This window comes from Niveibacterium umoris, assembly GCF_014197015.1.
Classification (GTDB): domain Bacteria; phylum Pseudomonadota; class Gammaproteobacteria; order Burkholderiales; family Rhodocyclaceae; genus Niveibacterium; species Niveibacterium umoris.
Genome location: NZ_JACIET010000001.1, coordinates 465,043 through 491,975, shown reverse-complemented (window position 1 = coordinate 491,975; position 26,933 = coordinate 465,043). Strand labels below are relative to the sequence as shown.

Genomic DNA, 26,933 nt, shown 5'->3' with positions numbered 1-26,933 from the left:
AGAGTCGCCCCGTCTTTGAGACAAGTCGGTCTCGTTACTTGGCCGCCGCCTCGGTGTGGCTGAGCCCGTACACGTAGGCAGCGAGCAGTTTGATCTTCTTTTCGCCAAGCAGTTCGCCAAAAACCGGCATCCGCCCGTTACGCCCGTTTGTTACGGTCTCGATGATCGTTGCCTCGGAAGATCCGTACAGCCAGACTTTATCGGTCAGGTTCGGGGCGCCCATGGCCTGATTGCCCTTGCCTTCCGGCCCGTGGCATGCGACGCAGTTCTGCGCGAAGACGTCCTTGCCACGCTGTGCGCGAATCGAATCGTGCGCGAGGCCAGAAAGCGACCGAACGTAGTTGGCTACATCTTTGATCGCATCGCCACCGAGCGCAGCCCAGGTCGGCATCGCGGCCTGACGTCCGCCGGTGATCGTTTCGACGATCTTCTCGGGCTCACCGCCCCACAGCCAATCGGCGTCGGTCAGGTTCGGAAAACCCTTCGCGCCCTTGGCATCAGAGCCGTGACACTGCTGGCAATAGGTCAGGAACAGACGTTTTCCCATCTCGCGCGCCTCTGGATCGGCGGCAATTGCCTTCACGTCCATCGGGGCAAAGCGAGCGAACTTGTCGTCAAAAGCCTTGTCGGCCTTTGCCTTCTCGGCGTCGTACTGACCGTGCGCCGTCCAGCCGAACTTGCCGCCGAACGAACCGAATCCAGGAAACAACGAGATGTAGCCGACTGCGAAAAAGATGGTGATCCAGAACAGATACATCCACCAGCGAGGCAAGGGGTTGTTCCACTCCTGCAGGTCTTCATCCCACACATGGCCATGCAGTTCTACCGGGCCGGGCTGCTTCTTGGTCATGTTCTGCGACAGCACAAAAACGCAGAACAGCAAGCTCAGCACGACGAGCACAGTGACGTAGTAGCCCCAGAACGGGGAAATGAAATCACTCATGATGCGTCATCCTTTGTTGGCGTCCGAGGCGGCAATGTCTGCCTCCTCGTCATCAAACGGAATGCGGGCGGCTTCATCGAAGCGCGACTTCGTATGGCTGCTATAGGCCCACCAGCAGATCCCGATGAACAGGACAAAACTGATGACCGTCGTCAGCGAATGAATGAGGCTTGGATTCATGTCTGGCCGCCCTGCCCGTTACTTCACACTCTTCAGCGCGGTACCCATGCCCTGCAAATACGCGACAAGTGCGTCCAGTTCGGTCACACCTTCGAGTTGTTTGCGAGCACCGGCAATATCCGCGTCGGTGTACGGAACACCAACGGTGCGCAGCGCGGACATCTTCTTCTCGATGTCGTCCGACTTGGCCGGACGGTCGAGCCAGAAGAAAGCCGGCATGTTGGATTCCGGCACTACGTCGCGCGGATTGCGCAGATGCACCTTGTGCCAGTCATCCGAGTAGCGGCCGCCAACACGGGCCAGATCCGGACCGGTACGTTTGGAGCCCCACTGGAACGGATGGTCATACACAAACTCACCCGCCACCGAGTAGTGACCATAACGTTCAGTCTCGGCCCGGAACGGACGAACCATCTGCGAGTGGCAGTTGTAGCAGCCTTCGCGGATGTAGATGTCGCGCCCAACCAGCCTCACTGGATCGTACGGCTTGACTCCTTCGACCGGTGTGGTCGTCGACTTCTGGAAAAACAGCGGGACGATTTCGACCAAGCCTCCAACACTCACGGTGAGGATGGTCAGAATGATGAGCCAGCCGAGGTTCTTTTCGACTAGTTCGTGGTTCATTGCCATGATTCAGGTCTCCTGGCTCAGTGGGCGGCAGCCGGTGCAACGACCGGCGCGTTAAAGGCCTTCTGACCGGCGATCGTGCGCACCATGTTGTAGAACATGATGACCATGCCGGCGAGGAAGAGCACGCCGCCAAGCAGACGAATCTGCCAGAACGGATAGCTGGCCTTGACGGCTTCAACGAACGCATAGGTCAGCGTGCCGTCTGCGTTGGTTGCACGCCACATCAGACCTTGCATGACGCCGGCGACCCACATCGAGGCGATGTAGAGCACCACGCCAATCGTGGACACCCAGAAGTGCAGGGTCACCAGCGGAGTCGAATACATCTCCTTGCGGCCCCACAGTTTCGGCAGCAGGTAGTAGATCGATCCGATCGACACCATCGCGACCCAACCCAGCGCACCGGAATGCACATGGCCGATCGTCCAGTCGGTGTAGTGGGACAGCGCATTGACCGTCTTGATCGACATCATCGGCCCCTCAAAGGTCGACATGCCGTAGAAGGCCAGCGAAGTTACAAGGAACTTCAGGATCGGGTCATCGCGCAGCTTATGCCAGGCCCCCGAAAGGGTCATGATGCCGTTGATCATTCCACCCCAGCTCGGGGCAAGCAGAATCAGCGAGAACACCATGCCAAGCGACTGCGTCCAGTCCGGCAACGCGGTGTAGTGCAGATGGTGCGGACCCGCCCACATGTAGGTGAAAATCAGCGCCCAGAAGTGCACCACCGAGAGGCGGTAGGAATACACCGGACGGCCTGCCTGCTTCGGCACGAAGTAGTACATCATCCCGAGGAAGCCTGCAGTCAGGAAGAAACCGACCGCGTTGTGGCCGTACCACCACTGCACCATCGCATCCTGCACGCCAGCGTAAGCAGAGTAAGACTTGAACAGGGTCACCGGCACTTCGGCTGAATTGACCACATGCAGCAGCGCGACCGTCAGGATGAAGGCACCGAAAAACCAGTTCGCGACGTAGATATGTGAAGTCTTGCGCTTGGCAACCGTGCCCAAAAACACCACTGCGTACGAAACCCACACCAGCGTGATCAGGATGTCGATCGGCCATTCAAGCTCGGCGTATTCCTTGCCGGAAGTGATGCCTAGCGGCAACGTGATCGCTGCAAGCAGGATCACCAATTGCCATCCCCAGAACGTGAAGGAAGCCAGCGCCGGTGCAAACAGCGTGGTGTGGCAGGTCCGTTGGACCACGTAGTACGACGTCGCGAACAGCGCACAACCACCGAACGCAAAGATGACAGCGTTCGTGTGCAGCGGACGCAGTCGGCCGAAGTGGAACCACTCGGCAAAGTTGAGTTCCGGCCATACAAGTTGGGCGGCAATTACGACGCCAACGAGCATGCCCACGATCCCCCAGACCACGGTCATGACGGCAAACTGCCGCACGACTCCGTAGTTGTAAGTCGCTTGCGATTGCATCTTGGATTTCCTCAGCAGCGGAATTTGAGAACGACGCACCACCCCCCTTGAAGCAACAACCGGGTGCATCGTGCGTTTGATGTTATTGGGAGTTCCCGCGAGTTTCTTGACCACCATCAACAGGCGGCAGTGTTGCACTGCAAATTTTAACAGCGCGGGAATGTGGGGTCGACAAAAAAAGGGTGCGCAACAGCGCACCCCCAACCCCAACAGAGAGACATTACCGAGCGGGAACGTCAAGCCAATCGGGCTTTCTCGCCCCACTCACTCAGTTGAAGCGATTATCTCCACAGCCCTCGGCTGCACGCTTGACCGAAGTCAACGGGGGCAACTCCCTACTGTTGTGTTTGATGCAACGCGGCATCGTCGCCAGGCGTGACGACCGACGTTCTCACCTGTTCCGGTGGCGAATCGTCGTCCATCAGAACCCGGTACCCAGGCCCTTCAAGGTCGTCGAACTGGCCCGAGCGGACGGACCACCACAGCACGAGTCCGATCAGGAAGACCAGCACCACCGACAAGGGGATCAGCAAATACAGGATTTCCACTGCCACCTCTTCCGATCGATCGCGTCAGCGCGGATTCGTTGCGCGTCGCAACCGCAATGCATTAAGTACCACCAGCAAGGAGCTGGCGGACATGCCGATGCCGGCCATCCAGGGCGTGACCCACCCCAGCATGGCAGCGGGGATCGCCAGTATGTTGTACGCGAACGACCATGCCAGATTCTGGCGGATCACCCGTAGCGTGCGCCCCGCCAGCAGTCGCCCCTTCCACAGGGGCAGCAGAGCTTCCCCCAGCAGAACCAGATCGGCTTGCGTACGCGCTAATTCCGTTCCGCTTCCGATCGCAACCGAAACATGCGCCTGCGCCAGCACCGGGGCATCGTTGATGCCGTCGCCCACCATTGCAACGGTCCGGCCTTCGGCTTGCCACGATTTCACTGCCGCGTGCTTGCCCTCGGGCAGCAAGCCGCCCCTGGCATCCGAGACTCCCAAACGCCGGGCGACCGCCTCCACCGCGGCAGGCATGTCACCGCTCAAGATGACAACACGCGCCCTATCCCGTTCGATGCGGCTGACGACGTCCCGCGCGTCTTCACGGACGTCATCGTCAAACATGAACTGCGCCAGCCAGCCGCCCTCACCCCCAAGGTAGACGTTTGTGCGCACGGCATCTTCTTGCATCCAGTCCGGCGCTGGGCCAGCGAGTTCAGCCACGAAACCCCTGTTACCGACGCGCAGGCACCGGCCATTGATGTGCCCTTCGACGCCCCGCCCCGCCACCGACCTCAGTCCCTCCACTGGTGGCAAGCGGGCGGATCCGGCAGCCTGCGCGATGGCACGCCCGATAAGATGTTCGGATGCCTGCTCCAGCGCGCCTGCGAGCCTCAGAGCATCAGTGACGTCAGGCGCCGCGATCGTTTCCACCAGGGTCAGCCGACCGGTCGTCAGGGTGCCGGTCTTGTCGAAGGCAAACAGATCTGCACGCGCCAAGGTTTCGATGGCATGACCCCGGGTGACGAGCAAGCCGATCCGGGCCAGCGCATCGGTCGCGACCGTGAGCGCCACCGGTGTTGCCAGCGACAAGGCGCAAGGGCAACTGACCACCAGCACGGACGCGAAGATCCAGATTGCGCGGGAGGGGTCAATGAACCACCAGGCAATCCCAGATCCGACAGCCAGGATGATGAGTACGAAAACGAAACGCGCTGCAAATCGATCGGCCTGCTCGACGATCTTTGGTCGCTCCGCCGAAGCCCGCTCCATCAGTCTGCGGATCGATGCAATCCGCGTCTCCTCGCCGACGTGCTCGGCGCGGACCACCAGCGGACTGGCGCCATTGACGCCGCCGCAGGCCACCCGATCGCCCGCTTGTTTCGCGATCGCCCGGCTCTCGCCGGTGAGCCAGGATTCGTTGACCTCGCTCTGCCCTTCGACCACAACGCCATCCACCGGAATCGCCTCGCCCGGCCGCACGCGCAGAGCGTCGCCGGCGGCCAGCGACATCACCGGCACCTCCTCGGTCCTGGCTTCGGGCCACGCGATGAATCGTTCGGCGAACGCAGGCACCACCCGCGCCAGTTCCTCTGCGCCGCGCACTGCGCGCTGGCGCGCCACCATTTCGAGGAAACGCCCGCACAGCAGCAGGAACACGAACATCGTTACCGAGTCGTAGTACACCTCGCCGCCACCCACCAGCGTGGCCCACAGGCTCGCAAGAAAGGCGGCGCCAACCCCGATCGCGACAGGGACATCCATTCCGAGCCTGCGCAAGCGCAGATCCCGCCAGGCGCGCTGGAAGAATGGCGCGGCGGAATAGAGCACGACCGGCAGCGTCAGCACGAGACTGGCCCAACGCATGAGGGCCAGGATGTCCGGCGTCATGTCGCCTTCGCGGGCGATGTACACCGGGTAGGCGTACATCATCACCTGCATCATCCCGAAGCCGGCGACCAGCAGGCGCCACAAGGCGTTGCGGCGTTCGCGCTGGGCCAGCTGTTCGCTCTTGCCGGCGTCGTAGGGGTGCGCGCGATAGCCAATGCTCGCAATCGCGGCCAGCACTTCGGAGAGTTTCGTCTCGGCCGGGCGCCAACGCACCCGCGCCCGCCGCGTTGCATAGTTGACCTGCACCGCAGTCACACCCGGCTGACGCGCCAGATGCTGCTCGTTTAGCCACACGCAAGCCGCACAGGTGATGCCTTCGAGGATCAGGTCGGCCTCGCGCTCATCCTCACCAATGGCACGGACGAATCCTTTCTGGAATTCGGCATGGTCGAACAGCCCGAGCTGCTCGATTTCAAGCGGCATCGCCTCGCGGCGCGATTCGGGCATGGCATCGCGGTGGCGGTAATACTCGGTCAGCCCACCCTCGACGATTGCCTGTGCAACCGCCTCGCAACCGGCGCAGCACATCGGGCGCGCGACACCCGCGATCGTCACCTGAAACACCGCCCCGGGCGCAATCGGCAAGCCACAGTGATAGCAGTGCGACAAGTCACTGGCTGGACGGTATTCGGACAACGAATGCTCCATTTCGACGGCCAAGGCGGCGGGGCCGCAAGCCTAGCAGATCGCCATCGGCCGATTTGTCGCCCGATCAAGTGGCTTTCACATTTGATCCAGATCATGCCAGAATAGTTACTCATGTAACTACTTTTCAGCCATGATCCCATTCGACCACTACCAGGCACGGATCGACTCGGTGCGCGAGCGCCATCCCGACCTGCCCTATCCCCAAGTCATGCTGCTGCGCCTGGTCACCCACATCGCGCGAGGCATCCAGGAACACCTCGACGATCTGCTGCAACCATACGGGCTCAACGCCACCGCATGGTCGGTGCTGATGTCGATCTACAGCGCACCCGAATCCACCGACAACCCGTCGCGTGTCAGCCAGGCGGTGTGTCTCTCGCGGCCGCACATGACGCGCCTGACCGACGAACTGGTAGCGGGTGGCTGGGTCGAGCGCATCCCCAGCCCGGTCGACCGTCGCTCGGTGGACATTCACATGACCGAAGCCGGCGCGCAGCGCGTACGCGAAATCTTCCCCAAGGTTTGGCAGCTGTACGACACGCTTACCCCGCCGGCCGAGTGCGGCGACGTCGACGATCTCGCGCGGGCCCTGCGCGCCTGGACCCGCCATATGGAGCAATGCCCCAGCAGCGCAACGCGGACCGACGGGGTGAAAGCATGAGCATGGATCAGACCCCTTCAGCCGCAGCCAGCGGCAACCGCAAGCGCAATATGGTGCGTGTCGCACTGGTATTCGCCATTGCCGCGCTTGCGGTAGTCCTGCACTGGGCCTTCGTCGGGCGCTTCCGCGAAACCACCGACAACGCCTATGTCGGCGGCAACCTGGTGCAGATTGCCCCGCAAGTCGCCGGCAGTGTCAGCGCGGTGCTGGTCGACGACACCGATTACGTCAAGGCCGGGCAGCCGCTGGTCAAACTCGATGACGCCGATGCCCGTGTCGCGCTGCTCGCGGCTGAAGCCGCGCTGGCCGATGCGGTGCGCGGTACGCGCGGCCTCTACCTCGGCGAGAGCCAGTCGCGGGCACAGGTCGAACAACGACGCGCCGATGTCGAGCGACTGCGCCACCAGGCCGAACAGGCCGCGATTGCGCTGCGGCAGGCGCGCGACGAGTTCGCCCGCCGCGAGCAGTTGCAGCGCGACCATTTCATCTCGCCCGAAGCCCTGCAGGCGGCACGCACCACCCTGCAGGCCGCGCAGGCGGCGCAACTCGCCGCCCAATCCGCGGTGTCAGAGGCTGAATCCGGCCTCGAACAGGCGCGTGACCAGAAGGCCACCGCGGTGGCACTGGTCGACAACACCTCGCTCGAAGCCCACCCGCGCGTGGCGGCGGCCGCCGCGAAAGTGCGCGAAGCGTGGCTGGCCCTCGCCCGCACCACCATCGTCGCCCCGGTCAGTGGCCATGTCGCCAAGCGCACCGTGCAGGTCGGCGCACGGGTGGCCGCCGGCACACCACTGATGACGCTGGTGCCGCCGGATCAGCTCTGGGTCGACGCCAACTTCAAGGAAACCGAACTGGCCAACGTACGCATCGGTCAGCCGGTGACGCTCAAATCCGACCTTTACGGCAGCGCCACCGAATACGAAGGCCGCGTGGTCGGGCTGTCGTCCGGCACGGGTGGTGTGTTCAGCGTGTTGCCGGCACAGAACGCATCCGGCAACTGGATCAAGATCGTTCAGCGTATTCCGGTGCGGATCGCGCTCAAGGCGGACGAACTCGCTGCGCATCCGCTGCGCGTGGGGCTTTCGATGCGCGCCTCGATCGACACGCATGGGCGCGACGGCGCGGTGCTCGCCAACGCGGATCGCCCCGCCACGCATCAGGAGACCGATGTCTTTGCGATGCAGGCGCGTGAAGCCGACACCCGCATCGCGCGCATCATCGCCGCCAACCGCGCCAGCGAAGCGCGCAAATGAGTCTGGACGGTCGCACCGAGTCGGCACCGCTGAGCCTGGGCCAGTTGATTCTGGCCACGCTCGCGCTGGGCCTCGGCTCGTTCATGAACATCCTCGACCTGACCATCGCCAACGTGTCGGTGCCGACGATCGCGGGCGATCTGGGCGTCAGCTACACGCAGGCGACCTGGGTGATTACCTCCTATGCGGTGTCAGAGGCGATCCTGCTGCCGATGACCGGCTGGCTCGCCCTGCGCTACGGGCAAGTGAAGATGTTCGTCGTCGCCACGCTGCTGTTCACGCTGACTTCGCTGTTCTGCGGCCTGGCGGTGAGCTTCCCGATGCTGGTGATCGCACGCGTTGCGCAAGGTGCTTTCGGCGCGGCGATGATTCCGCTGTCGCAGACCCTGATGGCGAGCATCTACCCGCCCAACCGGCGCGGCATGGCGATGGGCCTGTGGGCGATGACCACCATCCTGGCACCCATCGTTGGCCCGCTGGCGGGTGGATGGATCACCGAGCATCTGTCCTGGCACTGGGTGTTCCTGATCAACCTGCCCTTTGGCCTCTTCGTCGCGGGCCTGTCGTGGCATCTGATGCACAAGCGCGAAACACCGCGCATGAAGTTGCCGTTGGACCGCGTCGGGCTGGCCTTGCTGGTGATCGGTGTCGGCGCGCTGCAGGTTTTGCTCGATCGCGGCAATGAGCTGGACTGGTTCGAATCGCCCGAAATCATCGCGCTCGGCGTCGTCTCGCTGGTGGCGCTGAGCTTCCTGATCGTGTGGGAACTAGGCGAGCAGCATCCGCTGGTCGACCTGCGGATGTTCCGTCACCGGAATTACTCCATTGGCGTCGTCTGCATCACGATCGGCATGGTGGCCTACTTCGGCGTGGTGGTAGTGCAACCGCTGTGGTTGCAGAGCGAGGTCGGCTACACGCCGCTGTGGGCCGGCAAGGTGATTGCGTTCTCGGGCGTGTTCGGCGTGATGCTCGGGCCGATCCTCGGCGCCAACATCCACCGCACCGACGCGCGGCGCGTCGTCACCTTCGGCATGCTGGTGTTCGCCGCGAGTTCGATCTGGAGCGCGCGCTTCACGCCCGACGTCGACTTCTGGACCCTGGGAATCGCGCGCCTCTTCATTGGCCTCGGCATCAGCTGCTTCTTCCTGCCATTGTTCACGATCAGCCTGTCGGGCATCGCACCCAAGGACATGGCGGCCGCCTCGGGCCTGCAGAGTTTCATGCGCAACATCGGGTCGAGTTTCGGCACGGCGGTCATGGTGTCGCTGTGGGACCACCGCACCACCCTGCACCACGCGCAGCTCTCGGAGAACTTCAACCCGGGCAATGCGCCGGCCGACACCTATTTGGCGCAGTGGCAATCGCTCATCGGTGATCGCGGTGCCGCGTTGGCACAGGTGGATCGCGTCGTGACCGGACAGGCCCACCTGATGGCCACCAACGATCTGATGCTGCTCGCCGGCGCCATCATGGGAACCCTGATCATCGTCGCCTGGATGGCCAAGCCGCCCTTTGGCGCGCGTGGCGCCTCGGGGCACTGATGACTACTTCGGCGGGAGGCGGATCGCGCCGTCGAGGCGGATCACCTCGCCGTTGAGGTACACGTTCTCGACGATGTGGCGGGCGAGCGCGGCAAACTCGTCCGGCCGGCCCAGGCGCGGCGGATAGGGTACCGACGCGCCCAGGGCGTCCTGCACCTCCTGCGGCATCCCGGCCATCATCGGCGTCTGCATGATGCCGGGTGCGATGGTCGCGATGCGTACGCCGATGCGTGCCAGCTCGCGCGCAATCGGCAGCGTCATGCCCGCCACGCCGGCCTTCGAAGCCGCATAGGCCGCCTGCCCGATCTGCCCGTCGAACGCGGCCACCGATGCGGTGGTGACGATGACACCGCGCTCGCCATCCGCGACGGGCGCGTTCCGGCTCATCGCGTCGGCGGCGAGGCGGATCAGGTTGAAGCTGCCGATCAGATTGACCTCGATCACCTTCCGGAAGAGATCCAGCGAATGCGGGCCCTCGCGCCCGACCACCCGTGCAGCCGGTGCAATGCCCGCGCAATGCACCGCGCCGCGCAAGGGGCCGATTTCGCCCGCACGCGCGAGTGCGCCCTGCAGTGCGCCGGCATCACACACGTCGGCCTCGACAAACGCGGCCAAGCCCGCCAGCGGCGCGCTCGGCACGCGCAGATCCACGCCGACCACGTGCGCGCCAGCCTGTGCGAACGCCTGAGCCACCGCCGCCCCGAGCCCCGAGGCCGCACCGGTGACGAGAAACACCTGCCCTTCGATCTGCATGCTCGCTTCCTGTCATCAATCCCGAATCAGGGAAGCATAGGCGATCCGCCCCGGCCGGGATGTCGTCGCGGTGAAAATGCCCGTGGCCGAGGGCATGCGGCGATTGTCGACCTTCACCGCTGGCATAGGCCGCGAACATCAGCGCAGCTTTTCGGGGCTATTCATACCGCTATGCAGGCGCGAGTGGCGGTGAAATACTGCGATCCCGGGCGGCAAGCCACTGCGCCCAGCCTGTGTTCGACACCTACCGCGATCATCCATCGACGAAGGAATCCGCACGATGTTCGGATCGATACCAAGGCCCCTGCCCAGCCTGCGCACCCGCCTGACGCTCCAGATCGTCTTGCTGGTGTTGCTGTCGGTGCTGTCGTTCGCACTGCTGTTCTACTTCATGCAGGCACGGCCCATGCTCGTCGAGATCGCCTCGGCCGACGCAGAGCGTGCCGGCGCCCAGGTTGAACAACGCATCGCCGACGGGGTACGTTCGGTCGAGCGGATCGCGATGACTGCCGGGGGTTGGGGACTGAACCGCGTGATCAACGCGACCGATCAATCGACCTTCAACCGACTGATGGTCGATGTCGTCAAGCAGCGCGATCTGCTGGGTTCGGTGCACATCGCCAGTGAAGGCGGCGACGAGATCCTGCTGTTGCAAACCCAAAACGGCTGGAAGAACCGCGTCTCGCACATGGGGTCGTGGGGACGGCGGCACCTGTGGATCGAGTTCGGGTCGAACCTCGACCAGCTGTCCGAAGAATGGGAAGAATCGGACTACGACCCCCGCACTCGACCATGGTTCACGAAGGCCATGGCCACGAAGAAGGACCTGGAAGTCGTCTGGACCGAGCCCTACCGTTTCCGCACCACGGGCGAACCGGGCATCACCGCCGCGCTGCGCTGGACAGACCCGGCCACCGGCGTGCGCTACATCATGGCCTTCGATGTCCTGTTACAGGATTTTTCGCATCTGACCAGTGCGCTGCAGATCGGCATCTCCGGGCGGGTTTCGGTGCTGATGAGCGACGGGAAACTGATCGGCGCACCGAAACACCCCGCTGCGGCAACCGACAACGCGTTGCGGCAGGTCGCATTGACACCAATCGAGCAGACGCCCTTCACGGTCACCGCGGCTGCTTTCGCGGAATGGAAGAAACGCGGACAGGACGATATCGCGCTGCTACGTTTCACACCGCCCGACACCTCCGATCCATGGTTTGCACGCGCCATCCGGATCCATGCGGGTGATCAGAACTTTGTCGCGGTCACCGTCATCCCGCAGGGCGACTTCGTGGCCGGCGGCGCACGCCTGATCGGCCCTGCCGTGGTGATCCTGCTCGGCCTCTGTGCAATCGGGTTTGTGCTGGGTCGCCGTCTGGCGGCCAACGTGACGCGGCCGCTCGCCATGCTCGGCAGCGAGGCCGAGCGCATCGGCCGTCTGGAACTGGACAAACCCGTCTCGGTACCCGCCCGGCTGGCCGAAGTGGCGCAACTGGCTGCGGCGCAAGAGGCCATGCGCGGCCTCTTGCAGACCTCGACGCAGCAGCTTGAAGACGCCAACCGCACGCTCGAGGCCAAGGTCGAGCGACGTACTGCGCAGCTCGCCGACCGCGAGGCCTATTTCCGCGCACTGGTCGACAACGCCGGAACCGGTATCGTCAGCTGCGATGCAACCGGACTGGTGATCCGCAGCAACCCGGCGTTCGCCAACTGGCTTGGATACATCCAGGATGAATTGCGCGACCGGAACATCGAATCGCTGATCTTCGAGGACGATTTCGCCGCGTTCACGGAAGGCTTCACCCGGCTTGCGAGCGCCGAAACCACGGTGTTCCGTACCGTCATCCGATTCCTCACCGGTGACGGGCAGGTGCGCTGGTCGGAACTGGTGGCATCCGCAATTCTTACCAGCGAGGGCCGCTTCCGCGAGGCGGTCGTGATGGCCTCGGACATCACCGAACTCAAGCGCGCGCAGCAGGGGGTCGAGCGCCAGCTTGCAGTCACCCAGGCGTTGATGGACGCCATGCCCAATGCCGTGTTCTACAAGGACGCCAGCACCCGCTTCATCGGCTGCAACAAGAACTACGAAGAGACCTTCGGCGTCGCGCGCGCGAGCTTTGTCGGCAAGCGCGTACTCGATCTGGATTACCTGCCAGAAGAGGACCGCCGCGCCTACCAGGCCGAAGACGAAAGAGTCATCGCCGAGGGCGGGCGTATCGAGCACGAGATCCCGATGGTCTTCGCCGACGGCAAGGTGCACGACACGCTTTACACCGTCTCGGGTTTTGCAAACAGCGACGGCAGCCCGGCGGGCCTGGTTGGCGTCATCGTCGACATTTCGCGCACCAAGGAAGCGGAACGCTCTGCGCGCAAGGCGGAAGAGGCGCTGCGCGAGAACCGCAAACTGATGCAAGGCATCATCGAAAACACCCCGTCGATCATCTACCTGAAGGACACCGAGGGTCGATACCTGCTCGTCAACCAGCGCTGGGAAGCGGTGACCGGCATCAAGCGCGACGCGGCACTCGGGCATTCCGACGCAGAGCTGTTCGAACCCGAGCACGCGCAAAGCATGGCCAACGATGATCTCGCCATCATGGCCGGCGGGACACTCGTCGAACAGGAAGAAACCGGCTTTGGAAGCCGCGCGCTGCTCACCGCCAAGTTCCCGCTGTATGGCGACAATGGCCGCCTGACCGGCGTATGCGGGCTGGCCACCGACATCACCGAACGCAAGAAGCTCGAGCGCGAAATCGCCGAAAACGAAGCGCGACTGCGCGCGATGTTGCAAGACAGCCCCGCGGGCGTGGGCATCATCGCCGAAGACGGCACCGCGCGTTTCTGCAATCGCAAGCTCGCCGAACTGCTCGGCGTCGACGCGGCAGCGCTGCCGGGCTACAACTTCACCCAGTTCTGGGCCGACCCACGGCAGCGGCAAGCGCTGCTGGACAGAATGCGCGGCGGCTCCGAAGTCCGCGATCAGGAAACCGAGCTGAGGCGCGCCAACGGCGAAACCTTCTGGGTCATGCTCAGCTCGCGCTTCATCGAGCACCACGGCGAGCGCTGCCTGCTTTCGTGGTTCTACGATGTCACGGAACGCCGCGCCGCGATGGACGCGCTGCAGCGGGCGCGCGAAATGGCGGAAGAAGCGACGCAGATGAAGTCGGACTTCCTCGCCAACATGAGCCACGAGATCCGCACGCCGATGAACGCGATCATCGGCATGTCGCACCTCGCGATGAAAACCGAGCTGACAGCGCGCCAGCGCGATTACGTCAGCAAGATCCAGCAATCGGGCCAGCATCTGCTCGGCATCATCAATGACATCCTCGACTTTTCGAAGATCGAGGCCGGCAAGCTCACGGTCGAACAAACCGAGTTTGCGCTGGAGAACGTGCTGGACAACGTCGCCAACCTGATCTCGGAGAAGGCCACTGCCAAGGGGCTCGAGCTGGTATTCGACGTCGACAAATCGGTGCCTGACGTGCTGCTCGGCGATCCGCTGCGTGTCGGCCAGATCCTGATCAATTACGCGAACAACGCAGTCAAATTCACCGAGACTGGCGAGATCGACGTGATCGTCCGCGTGCTTGAACAGCGCGACACCGATGTGCTGCTGCACTTCGCGGTGCGGGACACCGGCATCGGGCTGAACGAAGACCAGCGCGCACGGCTGTTCCAGTCCTTCCAGCAGGCCGATACCTCGACCACCCGCAAGTACGGTGGCACCGGACTGGGCCTTGCGATCAGCAAACGGCTGGCCGAGTTGATGGGTGGCGAGGTTGGCGTCGACAGCACGCCTGGCGAGGGCAGCACCTTCTGGTTTACCGCGCGCTTTGCCAAAGGCGAAGCACAAACGCGGCGTTTCACACCGGAACCGGATCTGCGCGAACGTCGTGTGCTGGTGGTCGACGACAACGCCAATGCGCGTGCCGTACTGACCGACCTGCTCGAATCGATGACCTTCCGCGTCGCGCAGGTGCCGAGCGGCCTCGACGCGATTGAGGAAATCCAGGCCGCGCAAGGCCGCGGCGAAGCCTACGAGATCGTTTTTCTTGACTGGCGCATGCCCGGTCTCGACGGCATTGAAACCGCCAAGCGGATACGCGCCCTTGGGCTCGCAAAGCCCCCGCAACTGGTGATGGTGACGGCCTATGGCCGCGAAGAAGTGATGCGCGGCGCATCCGGGGCCGGCATCGACGAAATCCTGATCAAGCCGGTCAACGCATCGATGCTTTTCGACGCGGCGATCCGCGCGCTCGGTGGCACACGCAGCGATACCTCAGCCGTGCCGCGGGCAAGCTCCTCCTTGCTGCAGCAACTGGAGTCACGCGCCGGCGCGCAGATCCTGCTGGTCGAAGACAACGACCTGAACCAGCAGGTCGCGAGCGAACTGCTGCGCGACGCGGGCTTCGAGGTCGAGGTCGCTGACAACGGTGCGATTGCCGTTGAACGCGTCAGCGCCCAGGCTTTCGATCTGGTGCTGATGGACATGCAGATGCCGGTCATGGACGGCGTGGCAGCGACGCGGGCGATACGCGCCAAGCCCGAGCATGCGGCCCTGCCTATCGTGGCCATGACGGCCAACGCCATGCAGGGCGACCGTGAGCGCTGCCTGGAAGCGGGCATGAACGACCATGTACCCAAACCGATCGAACCCGACACGTTGTGGGCGGCCTTGCTGAAGTGGATTCCGCCGCGGGCATTCAGCGAGAACATCCTGACACCCAAGAGACCGCCCGGCGAACACCCTGTGGTTACCGCCGAACTGCCGGTGATCGAAGGGCTCGACAGCGAATCGGGCCTGCGTCGCGTGCTCGGCAAGCAGGCGCTATACCTGAACATGCTGCGCAAGTTCGCCGCCGGTCAAGCCACCACGGTCGCTGACATCCGCGGCGCGCTGGACAACGGCGATCGCGCCACCGCCGAGCGCATCGCACATACCTGCAAGGGGGTGGCTGGCAACATCGGCGCAGGCGAGGTTCAGGCGGTCGCGGCCGAACTTGAGCACGCGATCCACGACGACGCAGCGCGCACTGAACTTGATGCGCGACTTGCCGAACTCGAACCGCTGCTCACGACACTCATCGCGAAGCTGCTGGCCGCCTTGCCGAGCGAAGCCAGAACAAGCGGTGCGAACGCGGTGGATCATGCCGCGCTGGCCGAGGTCATCAAACGCATCGTTGCCCTCCTCGCAGACGACGATTCGGAGGCGGGTGACGCCTTCGACCAGCATGCAGATATGCTGCGTACCGCGCTGGGCCCCGACTGTGAAGCGATCGAATCCGCCATCCGCGAGTTCGACTTCGAGACCGCGCTCGACAAACTCAGATCGGCTGCCGGCAGTGCTGGCGTGACGATCGACTGACTGGAAGGGAAACCATGGACAGCACATCTGCGATCGATAGCCGCCATACCGTTCTGGTCGTCGACGACACGCCTGACAACCTCACGCTGATGAGCGGGCTGCTCAAGGACGTCTACAAGGTCAAGATCGCCAACAATGGCGAAAAGGCGATCAAGATCGCCGAGTCGTCCGCACCGCCGGACCTGATCCTGCTCGACATCATGATGCCCGGCATGGACGGCTATGAAGTCTGTGAGCGCCTCAAGGCGAACCCGCAGACACGCGACATACCGGTGATCTTCCTGACCGCGAAGGCGGAGATGGATGACGAGAAACGCGGGCTCGATCTGGGTGCCGTCGACTACATCACCAAACCGATCAGCCCGCCAATCGTGCTGGCGCGGGTACACACCCACCTTGTGGTAAAGGCGAGTGCCGATTTCCTCAAGGACAAGAACGCCTTCCTTGAAGCCGAAGTCCAGCGCCGTACGCGCGAGGTGCAGGCGATCCAGGATGTGACGATCATGGCCATGGCCTCGCTTGCCGAGACGCGCGACAACGAGACCGGCAACCACATCCGCCGCACCCAGTTCTACGTCGACGCACTGGCCAGGCACTTGCAGGCGCATCCGCGCTTTGCCGCACAACTCGACGACCACACGGTCGAGATGCTGTTCAAGTCCGCGCCGCTGCACGACATCGGCAAGGTGGGCATTCCCGATCGCATCCTGCTCAAGCCGGGCCGCTTCGAGCCGGAGGAGTTCGAGATCATGAAGACCCACCCTGCGCTGGGTCGCGATGCGATCCTGCACGCCGAGCGCCAGCTTGGCATGGAAGTCCCCTTTCTCGCCCACGCCAAGGACATCGCCTACGGCCATCAGGAAAAGTGGGACGGCAGCGGCTACCCGCAGGGTCTGTCCGGCGACGCGATTCCGCTATCGGCCCGTCTGATGGCCGTGGCCGACGTATACGACGCCCTCATCAGCCGCCGCGTTTACAAACCCGCGATGCCGCACGACAAGGCGGTGCAGATCATCGCGGACGGCAGTGGCACGCACTTTGATCCGGATATCGTCGAGGCATTCCTGCAGTTGCAGGAGCGCTTCAATGAGATCGCGCAGCGCTTTTCCGATTCCGATGCGGACATCGCGGAAAAGGCCGAGCAACTCGCCCGCGCATCGGGCGGAAAAGGGATGGCCGAGGGGTAACTGAGGCGTGACTGAAGGGCGTTCGAGGGGCTGTTGCGGGCCCGTTTCCCCTGCCTTGCCCCTTCAATCGGGGTCGTCCCGCAAGGGCGCCTGGCTCGGCACTGTCAGTATCACGGTGGTACCCGCGCCCGGCTGACTCTGCAGTTCGACGGTGCCGCCAAGCAGGCCGGTCACGATGGTGTGCACGATGTGCAGGCCGAGCCCGCTGCCACCGTGCCCGAGTTTGGTGGTGAAGAAGGGGTCGAACACACGGCGCTGCATGGCTTCGCTGATGCCGGCGCCGTCGTCGCTCACCGCGATGCGCACGCGCTCGCCGCTGTCGCAGGACACATCAATCCGCACCTTGCCCTGCGTACGCCCTTCAAATCCGTGCAACACCGCATTGTTCACCAGGTTCGTGAGCACCTGCCCCAGCGGCCCCGGGTAGCTGCTCATCACCACGTCTTCGGCGACCGAGGTTTCGATCTGGTAGGGCTTGGTCTTGAGTGTCGGGCGCAGCATCAGAAGGGTTTCGGCAACCACTTCAGAGATGCGGAAGTCGCGCCGCTTCGAGCTCGCACGATCGACCGCCACCTGCTTGAAGCTGGCGACCAGCTCGGCGGCCCTTGTGAGATTGCGCATCAGGATCTCGCTCGCCTGCTCTGCGGTGCCCAGATAATCCTTGAGCGTCGAGCGGCGCAAGCCCTGCTCCGATTCGCGCAGCAAATCTTCGGTGGCTTCACTGAGCGTAGAGGTCACCGTCAGGCAATTGCCGATCGGCGTGTTCAGTTCGTGTGCCACACCGGCCACGATGCCGCCGAGCGCCGCCATCTTCTCGGACTGCACCAGTTCGTCCTTCGCCCGCTCCAGCCGCTGCAGCGCGTTCGAGAGTTCCAGGTTGGCGTCGACCAGTTGCACGGTGCGCTCCTCCACCCGCTTTTCCAGGGTGGCGTTAAGTTCCCGCACTTCCTGTTCGGCGCGGCGAATCGCGGTGACATCGACCAGCGACAGGATCAGCAGATCGTCGTCACCGTCGCGCACGACGCGTGCGGTGAGCGCACAGCGGATCGAGTTGCCGTCGCGGCCGTGCATCCAGGCCTCGCGACCCGCGCTTTCGCGCCGCGCAAGAAGGTCTGCCAAGAGCGCCTTGCGGTCCTCGATGTCCGCCCAGATCCCCAGTTCGGCCCCGTTGCGCCCGATTGCATGTTCGCGCGGGATGCCGTACTGACGGCAGAACACCTCGTTGCAATCGAGGATCGCGAAACGCGGCAATCGGCTCACCACCAGGGCCACCGGCGAGGCATGGAAGAGCTGGCTGAACAGTTGCTGGCTGCGGCGCAGTTCCTGCTCGGCGTGCAGACGGGCGAATTCCTGACCGATGCGCTCCGCGACCACCTTGATCAGCGAGCGCGTGGTTTCGGCGTATTGCAAAGCGCTGCCGAAGGCAACGAGCAAGGCTTCCGCGCCGCCTTCGTCCGACCTGACCGGCGCCACCACGATGCTCACCGGATGGAAGCCGAAGGCCTGCGCAAGCCGCTCGGCTTCATCCTGCGGCGGCGTCCAGTCGGCGAAAGCACGCGCCTCGATGGCGCGCGCCAGCGCAGGCGCGGGCAATGCGAGGCCACCCTCTTCGTCCTGGACCGTGCGCAAGCCCGACAGCGTCACCGCGTCGGCGGCACTCGCGCGGGCAAGTACGGCAACGCCGGCACCCACGCCCTCGACGGCCGCGTCGAGCAGACTGCGCAGGCCACCGGAGACGCCCGCCGCCGCAAGGCGCTGTAGCGTCCGCTGCGCCCGGCGAACTTCCGTCTCATCGCGCATCACGGCAACCATGCAGGCCTCGCCGGCGATTTCCACCAGACGCGTGCTGACCACACCCTCGATCACGGTGCGGTCGGCGCGCCACATCTCGATCGGGAATCGATCCACACGGCCGTCTTCCAGCGTGCCCTTGGCGATCAGCCGACGCTGTTCAGGATGAACGAAGATGCCCAGCTCCACCGAGGTGCGCCCGATAGCGGCTTCGCGAGGGATGCCGGTGATCCGCTCGAAGGCCTCATTGGCGTCGTAGATCGTGCCATCCGAGGCACGCGACAGCGTCACGTAATCCGGCACGGCGAGGAAGGCCGCCGAAAAACGCAACTCGGACTCGCGCAGCGCGTGCTCGGCGCGCACGCGTTCGGTCACGTCGTGGAAGCACAAGGCCACCACGCCGGCATGGTGGCGGAAGGTGAAGATGTCGAGCACACGGGCACAGCCCGGCGCCTGGTACTCGTAGCCAGGCGACTCGATGCTGCCGCCTTCGCTCGCCACGGTACTGCAGGCATGAGCAAGCGCGGTGTTGTCGAACCCGGGAAAGACGCCCTGCAAGGTATGCCCCAACGCACCCTCGGCCGGCAGTCCGAGTACGCGCTGCACCTGCGGGTTGATGCCGACAATGAAATGCCCCCCGCTGGGCTCGACCCGCAACTCGATGACGCCCATCGGCGCGCCTTCCAGCAAGGTGCGCAAGCGTTCTGCACCATTGCGTACCTCGGCCTCGCGGGTACGCAATCGCTCGAAGATCGCATCGAGCGTCGCGCCGATGCGGGCGAACTCGACTACCCGAGTTGGCGGCAGCGGATCTACCTCGCCGCCGTCGACGATGGCGCGGGCACGCGCCGCCACCAGCTCCATCCGGCCCGCGACGCGCGTCGCCGTGCGATTGCCGACGTAGAGCAGCATCGCTGCCGCGAGCAGCACACCAATCACCGTAATCGCTGCCGCCGCGTACAGGGGGCCGAAGACGGTATCGGCGGGTTGCCCGATCAGCGCGACCCAGCCCAGTTGCGGAATCGGCACCGTGCTACCGAAGTAATCCTTGCCGTCCACCGGGAAGTGCCCGGTTGCAATTTCACCGCGCATGCCCTGGCGCACCAGCGGGATGTCGCTCAAGTTCACCTGTTCCCGCGCCATGCGCGGGTCGGGATGCGCAACGATGCGACCAGACCGGTCCAGCAGCACCGCGAACACGCCTCCCTCCTCGCGCAGGGCGGAAACGCTGCGCGACAGCTTTTCAACATTGACCTCGGCCACCAGCACCTGACCGTCCACCGGCACCGCACGTGCGATGACCACCTGCGCACTGACCGGCGACAGGTAGGTCTGCGACCACACGGGTTTGCCACGCTCGAGCGCCTCGCGGACGTGCGGCTGCCCCACTTGCGAGAGTCCGATGAAATTGTCGCGGTAGGGCTGTGTGCGCGGCGGCAGGCCCACGCCGGAAACCATGCCTTCGTAGTCGATCAGCAGCAGCGCGTCAGTGGCCCCTTCGTTAGCCGCCAGCGCGTCGAGCATCGGGCTGACCAGACTGAGCGCAACCCCCTTGCGCAGCATGAACGCGGCGGAGTTCAAGGCCAGCTCGGCCGAGCCCAGGAAAGTCATGACCTGTTCGGTCACCGCGCTCGCGAGCACCTTGTCGCGCTCGCGCAGCGTGCGCTCGAACGAAGGCAGCAGGTAGCCGAGCAAGGCGACGATCACCAGCAGCAGCGGCAGGACTCCCGCGAGCGAAAACTGCCAGGAAAGCAGGCCCCGCAGCGACACAGGGCGTTTCATGGCGCGAGCACAACCTCGTAGTGGCCATCACGGATCACCGTGACATACACCGACCGTTTGGCGTCGCCGAAACGATCGATCTGCATCGGTCCTTGCGAGAGCTCGAACTTGCCGAGCCGCAGCAGCGTCTGTTTGAGGTCTTCACCTTGCAGCTGCGCGACCAGACCATCGATCACCATCTCGGCGGCGTCGTAGCCGCACACCGCGGCATACCCCGGATCCTCGCCGAATCGCTCGCGATAGCGACGCCGGAAGTCGACATAGTCGGGCCGCACGTTGTTGCGGTCGTAGTACTGCGAGACCAGCATGCCCTCCACCGCGCTACCACCCATTTCGATCAGCTTGTCCGACCCGCCCCACTCGGCCGATGCGAGTTGGACGGTTGCATCATGTTTGCGGATCTGCTGGGCCAGCAGCGCGGTGTCGACCGCGTTGGCGACGATGATGACCAGATCGGGGCCGTCGTCGAGCAGGCGGCCGGCCAGTTCGCTGAAATGCAGATCCGGGCCGGAGGTGTAGCTCAGCGCCGTCACCACTTTGCCGCCCCCCGTCTCGAAGGGGGCTGCGAAAGCCTTGTACCAGCTCTCCGAATAGGCACGGTTGTTGAGGTCATAGATCAGCGCCGCGCGCTTGAGGCCCCGCGATAGCGCGTAGGCGGCATTGCGCGCCGCATTGAACCGGGTCGCCGAAACGACCCGGAAAAAGTAGTCGTCACGCCCGCTCAACTCGTCCGCGGTCGAGGTCGGGCTCACCATCACGACACGGCGCTCGGTCACCAGCGGCACCGTCGTCACCGACATTGCGCTGGTCGTATGGCCCACGATTGCCGCGACCTTCAGCTCGATCAGTTCCTCGACCGCGCGACGCGCCAGGTCCGGCTTCTGCTCGTCGTTGCGCACCACCAGCTCGATCGCTCTTCCGTTGATGCCGCCGTGGGCATTGCGTTCCTCCACCGCGATCGTCGCACCATTGCGGCCGCCCACGCCAAGATCGGCGACCCGGCCGGACAGCCCGCCGACAAACCCGATGCGCACAGGTTCAGGCTTGGCGCAGGCTGCGAGGTTGAGGCAAAGAAGAAGTCCGCACGCCATCACGGCGGGACTGCGAATCGAGGGCATCGGCGAACCTCATTCTGCGAATCACCCCAATAACTACGGCGACAAAGCGCCCGCCCTGAAGGGGCCGGAGCCTGTTTGCGCCAAAGCAATGCGCCCAGGAGGGTACACATTCATCATGAAACCTGTCGCGGCGGCCGCATAACGGCCATCTCGCGATGCTAGTCCGTCTGGAGAAAGACCATGTTCCACAAGATTCTGGTTGCCATCGACGGCAGCGACGCATCGGCCCACACGCTGGATGTTGCTGCCGGACTCGCCATTACGCATGAAGCGCTGCTGATCGTCGCCCACGCGCTGGACGAAAACCTTCTGCCCGCCCGCCACGGCGGCGAGCCCTTCGGTTCGCGCGTCGATGTTCAGCGAGTCTGGCGCGCTGAAGGGGAAGCGGTGCTCGCAGCGGCCCGCAAGCACCTCGACCGCCCTCACCTGCGCATCGAAACCCTGCTGCTCGAATCGGACAGCCTGCGCGCCGACGACCAGATCGCCGACGCAGTGACCGCCAACGGCGTCGACCTGGTCGTGATCGGTTCGCACGGCCGCCGCGGTATCCAGCGCTGGGTACTGGGTTCGGTTGCCGAACGCGTCGCGCGCAAGGTGGAATGTTCGGTGTTCGTGGTGCGCGTGCGGGCGCCAGCCTGAGCGGCCCCCGCACTACGCCCTGCCCGGTTTAACCGCCGGGCGCCTGCCAGCCGCCGCCGAGCGACTGGTAGACGTCGACCAGCGACGTCAGACGATCACGCCGCGCGGTGACGAGCTGGCGTTCCGATTCCAGCCGCTCCCGCTCCGCATCCAGCAGGTCGAGGCGGCTGGTCTGCCCGGCCCCGAAGGTCTTCGCTGCCAGTTCATACACGCGGGTACGGCTGTCGCGCAGGGTTTCGGTGGCCTGCAGCGCATCGCGTGCGCCGCGTGCCGCAGACAGTGATGACAAGGCATCGGCGTAAGCCTGCCGTGCCGCCTGGCGGTAGGTAAGCTCCGCCTGATCACGCTGAGCCTTGGCCTGATCCACATCGGCCGACACGCGTGCAAGCCCAACCAGCGGCTGCGCAATCGCGCCGGCCACGTTCCAGCTGCGCGCCGCGCCGTCCAGAACGTCGGACAACGAGGTGCTCGCACCGCCAAAGAAGCCGGTCAGGCTGATCGACGGAAACCAGCGCGCGCGCGCCGCTTCGACGTTGGCACTCGCGGCGGCAAGTTGCGCCTCGGCCGCGCGTACGTCGGGGCGGCGCTGCAGCAGTTCGGCGTGCAAGCCGGCGGGGATCTCCGGTGCGCGCACCAGCACATCCACCGGGCTGCCACGTTCCGGCAGGCGCTCGGCCAGTTCGCGCGGGCTGCGGCCGAGCAGCAGCGACAGCGCCACTTCAGCCTGCTCGCGTGCGGCACGGATCTTCGGCAGCGCGGCAGCGACGCTGGCCCGCTCCGCTTCCACCAGCGCATAGGCGTAGGCGCCGATCACGCCGGCATCGAAGCGCCGCTTCTGCAGAGCCAGCAGCTCATCGCGGGTTTTCAGCTCGCCGGCGTACAGCCGCTCGTCGGCATCCAGGGCCAGCAGCGTGAAATAGGCGCGCGCGGTTTGCGCCGCAGTCGCGCTGCGGGTGACCTCGTGGCCGTACTGGCTCGCAGCCAGGTTCTGCGCCGCCACCTCACGTTCGGCGGCGAGGCGGCCAAAGAGGTCGATCTCGTAAGCCACGGTGAAGCCGGCGCTGAAGTTGTTCGCATAGCGCGGCTGCCCCGCTTGGCGCGTGTCGTCGGAGGTCCGCACCCGTGCGCCGGTGACACCTACATCCACCGTCGGCAGCAGGTTCGTACGCGCCGCGGCCAGCGCACCGCGCGACTGGCGCACGCGGGCGGCGGCCAGTTCGACGTCGCTGTTGTGCGCGAGCGCTTCGGCGACATAGGCGTCCAGCACCGGGTCAGCGAAGCTATGCCACCACTCGGTGATCGCGGCGGGTGCGGTTTGCTCGGCCGCCTTGGGCAAGTCCATTTGCGGCGGTGCCTTCGGCGTACCGGCGCAGGCGGCCAGCACCAGGGCGGCAGCCAGCGTCAGCGCAAAGCGGCCAGGGCGCATTGCGTCAGCGTTGTTGTTTCGTTCAGTCATGGCTCTTCCCTTCCTGCTCCAGTTCGGCGAGCGGGTGATGCGGGGGTGCAATCAGTTCATCGTCCGGCGTCTTCAGGCGGCGGTCGATCACGAGTTTGTAGAACAGCGGCACGAAGAACACCGCGAGGAAGGTGGCCGCCAGCATGCCGCCCATCACCCCGGTACCCACGCTCTGCCGCGCCCCGGCGCCAGCACCGTGCGAGATTGCCAACGGCAGCACACCGAGAATGAAGGCCAGCGAGGTCATGATGATCGGGCGGAAGCGCAGGCGTGCCGCTTCGATCGCTGCCGCGGCGGGCGGGAAGCCCTCCTGGTTCTTCAGCAAGGCGTACTCGACGATCAGGATCGCGTTCTTGGCCGCAAGCCCCAGCAGCGTTACGAGACCGATCTGGAAGTACACATCGTTCGTGAAGCCGCGCAGCCACACCGCAGCCAGCGCACCGAAGGTGCCGAACGGCAGTGCCAGCAGCACCGACAGCGGCAGCGACCATTTCTCGTACAGAGCCGACAGGATCAGGAACACCATCACCACCGCCATGCCCAGCGCAAGGCCGGAGGTACCCGAAGACCGCTTCTCCTGGTAGGACGAACCCGTCCAGTCGTAGCTGAATTCCGGCGGCAGCACTTCCTTTGCGATCCGCTCAACCTCGGCGATGGCCTGGCCCGAGCTGTAGCCCGGTGCGGCGTTGCCGAGCAGCTTCACGGCCGGCAGGTTGTTGTAGCGCTCCAGCAGATCGGGGCCGGCGGTGTAGTCGACGTGGGCGAAGGCAGACAGCGGCACCATCCCGCCCTTGCTGCTCTTCACATAGATGCGCCCGATGTCGTCCGGCCGCTTGCGATAGCTCGAATCGGCCGACATCAGCACCTGCCAGGCACGCCCGGACTTGTTGAAGTCATTGACGTAGTAAGTGCCCATCGACGCCGCGAGCGTGTTGAACGCGTCGTCGATATTCACGCCCAGCGCCTTGGCCTTGTTGCGGTCCACATCCACGTACAGCTGCGGCGAGTTGGCGCGCCACAGCGTCTGCACGCCAGCGAGGATCTTGCTCTGCGAAGCCGCGGCCTGGAACGCGCCAACGACTTCGGCCATCTTCTTCGAGCCACCGTCACCACGGTTCTGGATGTAGAACTCGAAGCCACCCGTGCTGCCCAGGCCAAAGATCGCCGGCGGCGGGAAGGCCAGCACAAGCGCCTCCTTGATGCCCGCGGTCTTGGCATACAGCTCGCCCACCAGGGCGGTCACCGGCACGTTGCGCTCGTCCCAATGCTTCTGGGTGACGAAGAGCGTCGCGGCACTGTTCTTGTAGCCGCCACCGATGAAGTCGAAACCCGTGAAGGCCACGACGTCCTGGTTGGCCGGGTTGGATTTCACCGCGTCGATGACCTGCTTGACGACCTTGTCGGTGCGCTCAAGCGATGCGCCGTCCGGCAGGAACACCGCCGAGATGTAGAAGCCCTGGTCCTCGTCCGGCACCAGCGAGCCCGGCGTGAACTTCCACAGCCCCGCCGTCACCGCAACCATGCCGAGGAACAGCGCCGCACCGATGCCCGAGCGACGGATCACCCAGGTCACACCGCCGATGTAGCGGCCGGTGGCACGGTGGAACCAGTCGTTGAAGCGCAGGAAGAACGGGTTGGTCTGCTTGTGCTCATGCTTGAGAATCAGCACGCACAGTGCTGGCGTCATCGTCAGTGCGATGATCCCCGACAGCGTGACCGAGATCGAAATCGTGATCGCGAACTGACGGAACAACTCGCCGGTCAGGCCACCCAGGAAGGCAATCGGCACGAACACCGAACACAACACCAGCACGATCGCGATGACCGGGCCAGTCACTTCCTTCATCGCCTGGATCGCCGCCTCGCGGGCGTGCAGCCCTTCCTCGTGCATGATCCGTTCGACGTTTTCGAGCACCACGATCGCATCATCGACGACGATACCGATCGACAGCACCATGCCGAACAGCGTCAGCGTGTTGATCGAATAGCCGAGCAGATGCAGGCCGGCGAAGGTGCCGATCAGCGATACCGGCACCGCCAGCGTCGGGATCAGCGTCGCACGCCAGTTCTGCAGGAACAGGAAGACGACAAGGAACACCAGCACCATTGCTTCGCCAAGCGTCTTGAGCACTTCGCGGATCGAGACTTCAACAAAGCGCGTGGTGTCGTAAGGAACGCTGTAGGTAAAGCCTTGCGGGAAGCGGTCCGACATGCCGGACACGGTCTTCTTCACCTCCGCCGCCACATCCAGTGCGTTGGCACCAGGCTGCAGGAAGATGCCGACGAGGGTTGCCGGATGGCCGTTGATGCGGCCGATGAAGTCGTAGTCCTTCGAGCCCAGTTCGACGCGTGCGACATCCTTCAGACGCAGCGAGGAGCCGTCCGGATTGGCACGCACGATGATGTTTTCGAACTCTTCGACGCTCGACAGCCGGCCCTTGGTGGTCACGGTATAGACCATTTCCTGCCCGCCACCTGTCGGCGCCTGACCCACCTTCCCGGCCGCGAACTGAGCGTTCTGCTCGTTCAAGGCCGCAGCGATGTCCGCCACCGTCACCTTGAGCTGCGTCATGCGATCCGGGCGGATCCACACGCGCATCGCGTAATCCTTCGCGCCGAAGATCTGCACGTTGGTCGTACCCGGGATGCGCTTCAACGCATCGAGCACGTTCAGGGTGACGTAGTTGGAGGTGTAGAGATCGTCGTAACGGCCATCTGGCGAGTAGAACGCGAGCACCTGCAGGAAGGACGAAGAGCCCTTCTCCACCGTCACGCCCTGGCGCCGTACTTCCAGCGGCAGCTTGGCTTCAACCTGCTTGACGCGGTTATTGACGTTGAGCGCCGCCTGATCGACGTTGGTGCCGATCTCGAAGGTCACTGCAATCGTCATCACGCCGCTGGAGGTCGAGGTCGACTGCATGTACATCATGCCTTCGACGCCGTTGATGGCGTTTTCCAGCGTCGCAGCGACGGTCTGCTCAAGCACGTTGGCCGAGGCGCCGGGGTAAACCGCAGTCACCTGCACTACAGGTGGTGCGATCTCGGGGTATTGCGCAATCGGCAGACTGCGCATGGCCGCCAGGCCCGCCAACACCATGAAGATGGAGATGACGAAGGCGAAGATCGGCCTATCTATGAAGAATCGGGAGAACATGGCTGC

Annotated in this window: 17 protein-coding genes; 6 read left to right on the top strand and 11 right to left on the bottom strand. The window is 64.4% G+C overall.

Annotated elements, in window-relative coordinates; genetic code table 11:
* Nucleotides 1-34: 34 nt before the first annotated feature.
* The 6 genes from ccoP to GGR36_RS02065 all read right to left on the bottom strand — a co-directional run bounded on the left by ccoP (nucleotide 35) and on the right by GGR36_RS02065 (nucleotide 6,227).
* Nucleotides 35-943, bottom strand: coding sequence for a cytochrome-c oxidase, cbb3-type subunit III (gene ccoP, locus GGR36_RS02090; protein ID WP_183631378.1), 909 nt, complete (start codon nucleotides 941-943; stop codon nucleotides 35-37).
* Nucleotides 944-949: 6 nt separating this feature from the next.
* Complete coding sequence (locus GGR36_RS02085; protein ID WP_183631376.1) at nucleotides 950-1,123, bottom strand: cbb3-type cytochrome oxidase subunit 3; 174 nt, start codon at nucleotides 1,121-1,123, stop codon at nucleotides 950-952.
* Nucleotides 1,124-1,141: 18 nt separating this feature from the next.
* On the bottom strand, nucleotides 1,142-1,753 hold the full coding sequence (gene ccoO / locus GGR36_RS02080) for a cytochrome-c oxidase, cbb3-type subunit II (protein ID WP_183631374.1): 612 nt from the start codon (nucleotides 1,751-1,753) through the stop codon (nucleotides 1,142-1,144).
* Nucleotides 1,754-1,770: 17 nt separating this feature from the next.
* Nucleotides 1,771-3,192: a cytochrome-c oxidase, cbb3-type subunit I gene (ccoN, locus tag GGR36_RS02075; RefSeq protein ID WP_183631372.1), complete on the bottom strand. Its 1,422-nt coding sequence runs from the start codon at nucleotides 3,190-3,192 to the stop codon at nucleotides 1,771-1,773.
* 335 nt (nucleotides 3,193-3,527) lie between these two features.
* The gene (gene ccoS, locus GGR36_RS02070; protein ID WP_183634864.1) at nucleotides 3,528-3,740 is read right to left on the bottom strand and encodes a cbb3-type cytochrome oxidase assembly protein CcoS; all 213 of its coding nucleotides are present in this window, start codon (nucleotides 3,738-3,740) and stop codon (nucleotides 3,528-3,530) included.
* A 24-nt stretch (nucleotides 3,741-3,764) separates the two neighbouring features.
* On the bottom strand, nucleotides 3,765-6,227 hold the full coding sequence (locus tag GGR36_RS02065; protein WP_183631370.1) for a heavy metal translocating P-type ATPase: 2,463 nt from the start codon (nucleotides 6,225-6,227) through the stop codon (nucleotides 3,765-3,767).
* A gap of 130 nt (nucleotides 6,228-6,357) precedes the next feature.
* On the opposite strand from GGR36_RS02065, the gene GGR36_RS02060 reads away from it, so the two are divergent.
* From GGR36_RS02060 to GGR36_RS02050, 3 genes are read left to right on the top strand one after another with little or no spacing between them, the layout of a single operon-like run.
* Nucleotides 6,358-6,888, top strand: a complete 531-nt coding sequence (locus tag GGR36_RS02060; protein ID WP_183631368.1) for a MarR family winged helix-turn-helix transcriptional regulator — start codon at nucleotides 6,358-6,360, stop codon at nucleotides 6,886-6,888.
* On the top strand, nucleotides 6,885-8,141 hold the full coding sequence (locus GGR36_RS02055) for an HlyD/EmrA/EmrK family protein (protein WP_183631366.1): 1,257 nt from the start codon (nucleotides 6,885-6,887) through the stop codon (nucleotides 8,139-8,141). Before GGR36_RS02060 ends, GGR36_RS02055 begins: the two co-directional genes overlap by 4 nt.
* Nucleotides 8,138-9,682: a DHA2 family efflux MFS transporter permease subunit gene (locus tag GGR36_RS02050; protein ID WP_183631364.1), complete on the top strand. Its 1,545-nt coding sequence runs from the start codon at nucleotides 8,138-8,140 to the stop codon at nucleotides 9,680-9,682. The genes GGR36_RS02055 and GGR36_RS02050 overlap by 4 nt, the downstream gene beginning before the upstream one ends.
* 3 nt (nucleotides 9,683-9,685) lie before the next feature.
* Here GGR36_RS02050 and GGR36_RS02045 read toward each other — a convergent pair whose 3' ends face one another.
* A complete protein-coding gene (locus tag GGR36_RS02045) occupies nucleotides 9,686-10,435 on the bottom strand; it encodes an SDR family NAD(P)-dependent oxidoreductase (RefSeq protein ID WP_183631362.1) in 750 nt (249 codons plus the stop codon).
* 280 nt (nucleotides 10,436-10,715) lie between these two features.
* Between GGR36_RS02045 and GGR36_RS02040 the strand changes: the two genes are divergently transcribed.
* Both GGR36_RS02040 and GGR36_RS02035 read left to right on the top strand, forming a co-directional pair.
* Nucleotides 10,716-15,800, top strand: coding sequence for a PAS domain S-box protein (locus GGR36_RS02040; protein WP_183631360.1), 5,085 nt, complete (start codon nucleotides 10,716-10,718; stop codon nucleotides 15,798-15,800).
* Nucleotides 15,801-15,814: 14 nt separating this feature from the next.
* On the top strand, nucleotides 15,815-16,987 hold the full coding sequence (locus GGR36_RS02035) for a response regulator (protein ID WP_183631358.1): 1,173 nt from the start codon (nucleotides 15,815-15,817) through the stop codon (nucleotides 16,985-16,987).
* 63 nt (nucleotides 16,988-17,050) lie between these two features.
* Here GGR36_RS02035 and GGR36_RS02030 read toward each other — a convergent pair whose 3' ends face one another.
* Both GGR36_RS02030 and GGR36_RS02025 read right to left on the bottom strand, forming a co-directional pair.
* Nucleotides 17,051-20,560 carry an ATP-binding protein gene (locus GGR36_RS02030; RefSeq protein ID WP_183631356.1) on the bottom strand — a complete coding sequence of 1,170 codons (3,510 nt, stop codon included), beginning with the start codon at nucleotides 20,558-20,560 and terminating at the stop codon, nucleotides 17,051-17,053.
* On the bottom strand, nucleotides 20,557-21,678 hold the full coding sequence (locus GGR36_RS02025) for an ABC transporter substrate-binding protein (protein WP_183631354.1): 1,122 nt from the start codon (nucleotides 21,676-21,678) through the stop codon (nucleotides 20,557-20,559). The genes GGR36_RS02030 and GGR36_RS02025 overlap by 4 nt, the downstream gene beginning before the upstream one ends.
* Nucleotides 21,679-21,858: 180 nt before the next feature.
* Here GGR36_RS02025 and GGR36_RS02020 point away from each other — a divergent pair, with 180 nt between their 5' ends.
* A complete protein-coding gene (locus GGR36_RS02020) occupies nucleotides 21,859-22,317 on the top strand; it encodes a universal stress protein (protein ID WP_183631352.1) in 459 nt (152 codons plus the stop codon).
* A gap of 28 nt (nucleotides 22,318-22,345) precedes the next feature.
* Here the strand turns inward: GGR36_RS02020 and GGR36_RS02015 are convergent, their stop codons facing one another.
* Nucleotides 22,346-23,773 carry an efflux transporter outer membrane subunit gene (locus GGR36_RS02015; protein ID WP_183631349.1) on the bottom strand — a complete coding sequence of 476 codons (1,428 nt, stop codon included), beginning with the start codon at nucleotides 23,771-23,773 and terminating at the stop codon, nucleotides 22,346-22,348.
* Nucleotides 23,766-26,927, bottom strand: a complete 3,162-nt coding sequence (locus GGR36_RS02010) for an efflux RND transporter permease subunit (protein ID WP_183631347.1) — start codon at nucleotides 26,925-26,927, stop codon at nucleotides 23,766-23,768. The genes GGR36_RS02015 and GGR36_RS02010 overlap by 8 nt, the downstream gene beginning before the upstream one ends.
* Nucleotides 26,928-26,933: the final 6 nt, after the last annotated feature.

Coding starts and splice junctions, on each gene's coding strand:
- GGR36_RS02060 (WP_183631368.1), top strand. CDS start 6,358: ATGATCCCATTCGACCACTACCAGGCACGGATCGACTCGGTGCGCGAG.
- GGR36_RS02025 (WP_183631354.1), bottom strand. CDS start 21,678: ATGCCCTCGATTCGCAGTCCCGCCGTGATGGCGTGCGGACTTCTTCTT.
- GGR36_RS02015 (WP_183631349.1), bottom strand. CDS start 23,773: ATGACTGAACGAAACAACAACGCTGACGCAATGCGCCCTGGCCGCTTT.
- ccoN (WP_183631372.1), bottom strand. CDS start 3,192: ATGCAATCGCAAGCGACTTACAACTACGGAGTCGTGCGGCAGTTTGCC.
- GGR36_RS02040 (WP_183631360.1), top strand. CDS start 10,716: ATGTTCGGATCGATACCAAGGCCCCTGCCCAGCCTGCGCACCCGCCTG.
- ccoP (WP_183631378.1), bottom strand. CDS start 943: ATGAGTGATTTCATTTCCCCGTTCTGGGGCTACTACGTCACTGTGCTC.
- ccoO (WP_183631374.1), bottom strand. CDS start 1,753: ATGGCAATGAACCACGAACTAGTCGAAAAGAACCTCGGCTGGCTCATC.
- GGR36_RS02035 (WP_183631358.1), top strand. CDS start 15,815: ATGGACAGCACATCTGCGATCGATAGCCGCCATACCGTTCTGGTCGTC.
- GGR36_RS02020 (WP_183631352.1), top strand. CDS start 21,859: ATGTTCCACAAGATTCTGGTTGCCATCGACGGCAGCGACGCATCGGCC.
- GGR36_RS02085 (WP_183631376.1), bottom strand. CDS start 1,123: ATGAATCCAAGCCTCATTCATTCGCTGACGACGGTCATCAGTTTTGTC.
- GGR36_RS02055 (WP_183631366.1), top strand. CDS start 6,885: ATGAGCATGGATCAGACCCCTTCAGCCGCAGCCAGCGGCAACCGCAAG.
- GGR36_RS02065 (WP_183631370.1), bottom strand. CDS start 6,227: ATGGAGCATTCGTTGTCCGAATACCGTCCAGCCAGTGACTTGTCGCAC.
- GGR36_RS02010 (WP_183631347.1), bottom strand. CDS start 26,927: ATGTTCTCCCGATTCTTCATAGATAGGCCGATCTTCGCCTTCGTCATC.
- GGR36_RS02030 (WP_183631356.1), bottom strand. CDS start 20,560: ATGAAACGCCCTGTGTCGCTGCGGGGCCTGCTTTCCTGGCAGTTTTCG.
- GGR36_RS02050 (WP_183631364.1), top strand. CDS start 8,138: ATGAGTCTGGACGGTCGCACCGAGTCGGCACCGCTGAGCCTGGGCCAG.
- GGR36_RS02045 (WP_183631362.1), bottom strand. CDS start 10,435: ATGCAGATCGAAGGGCAGGTGTTTCTCGTCACCGGTGCGGCCTCGGGG.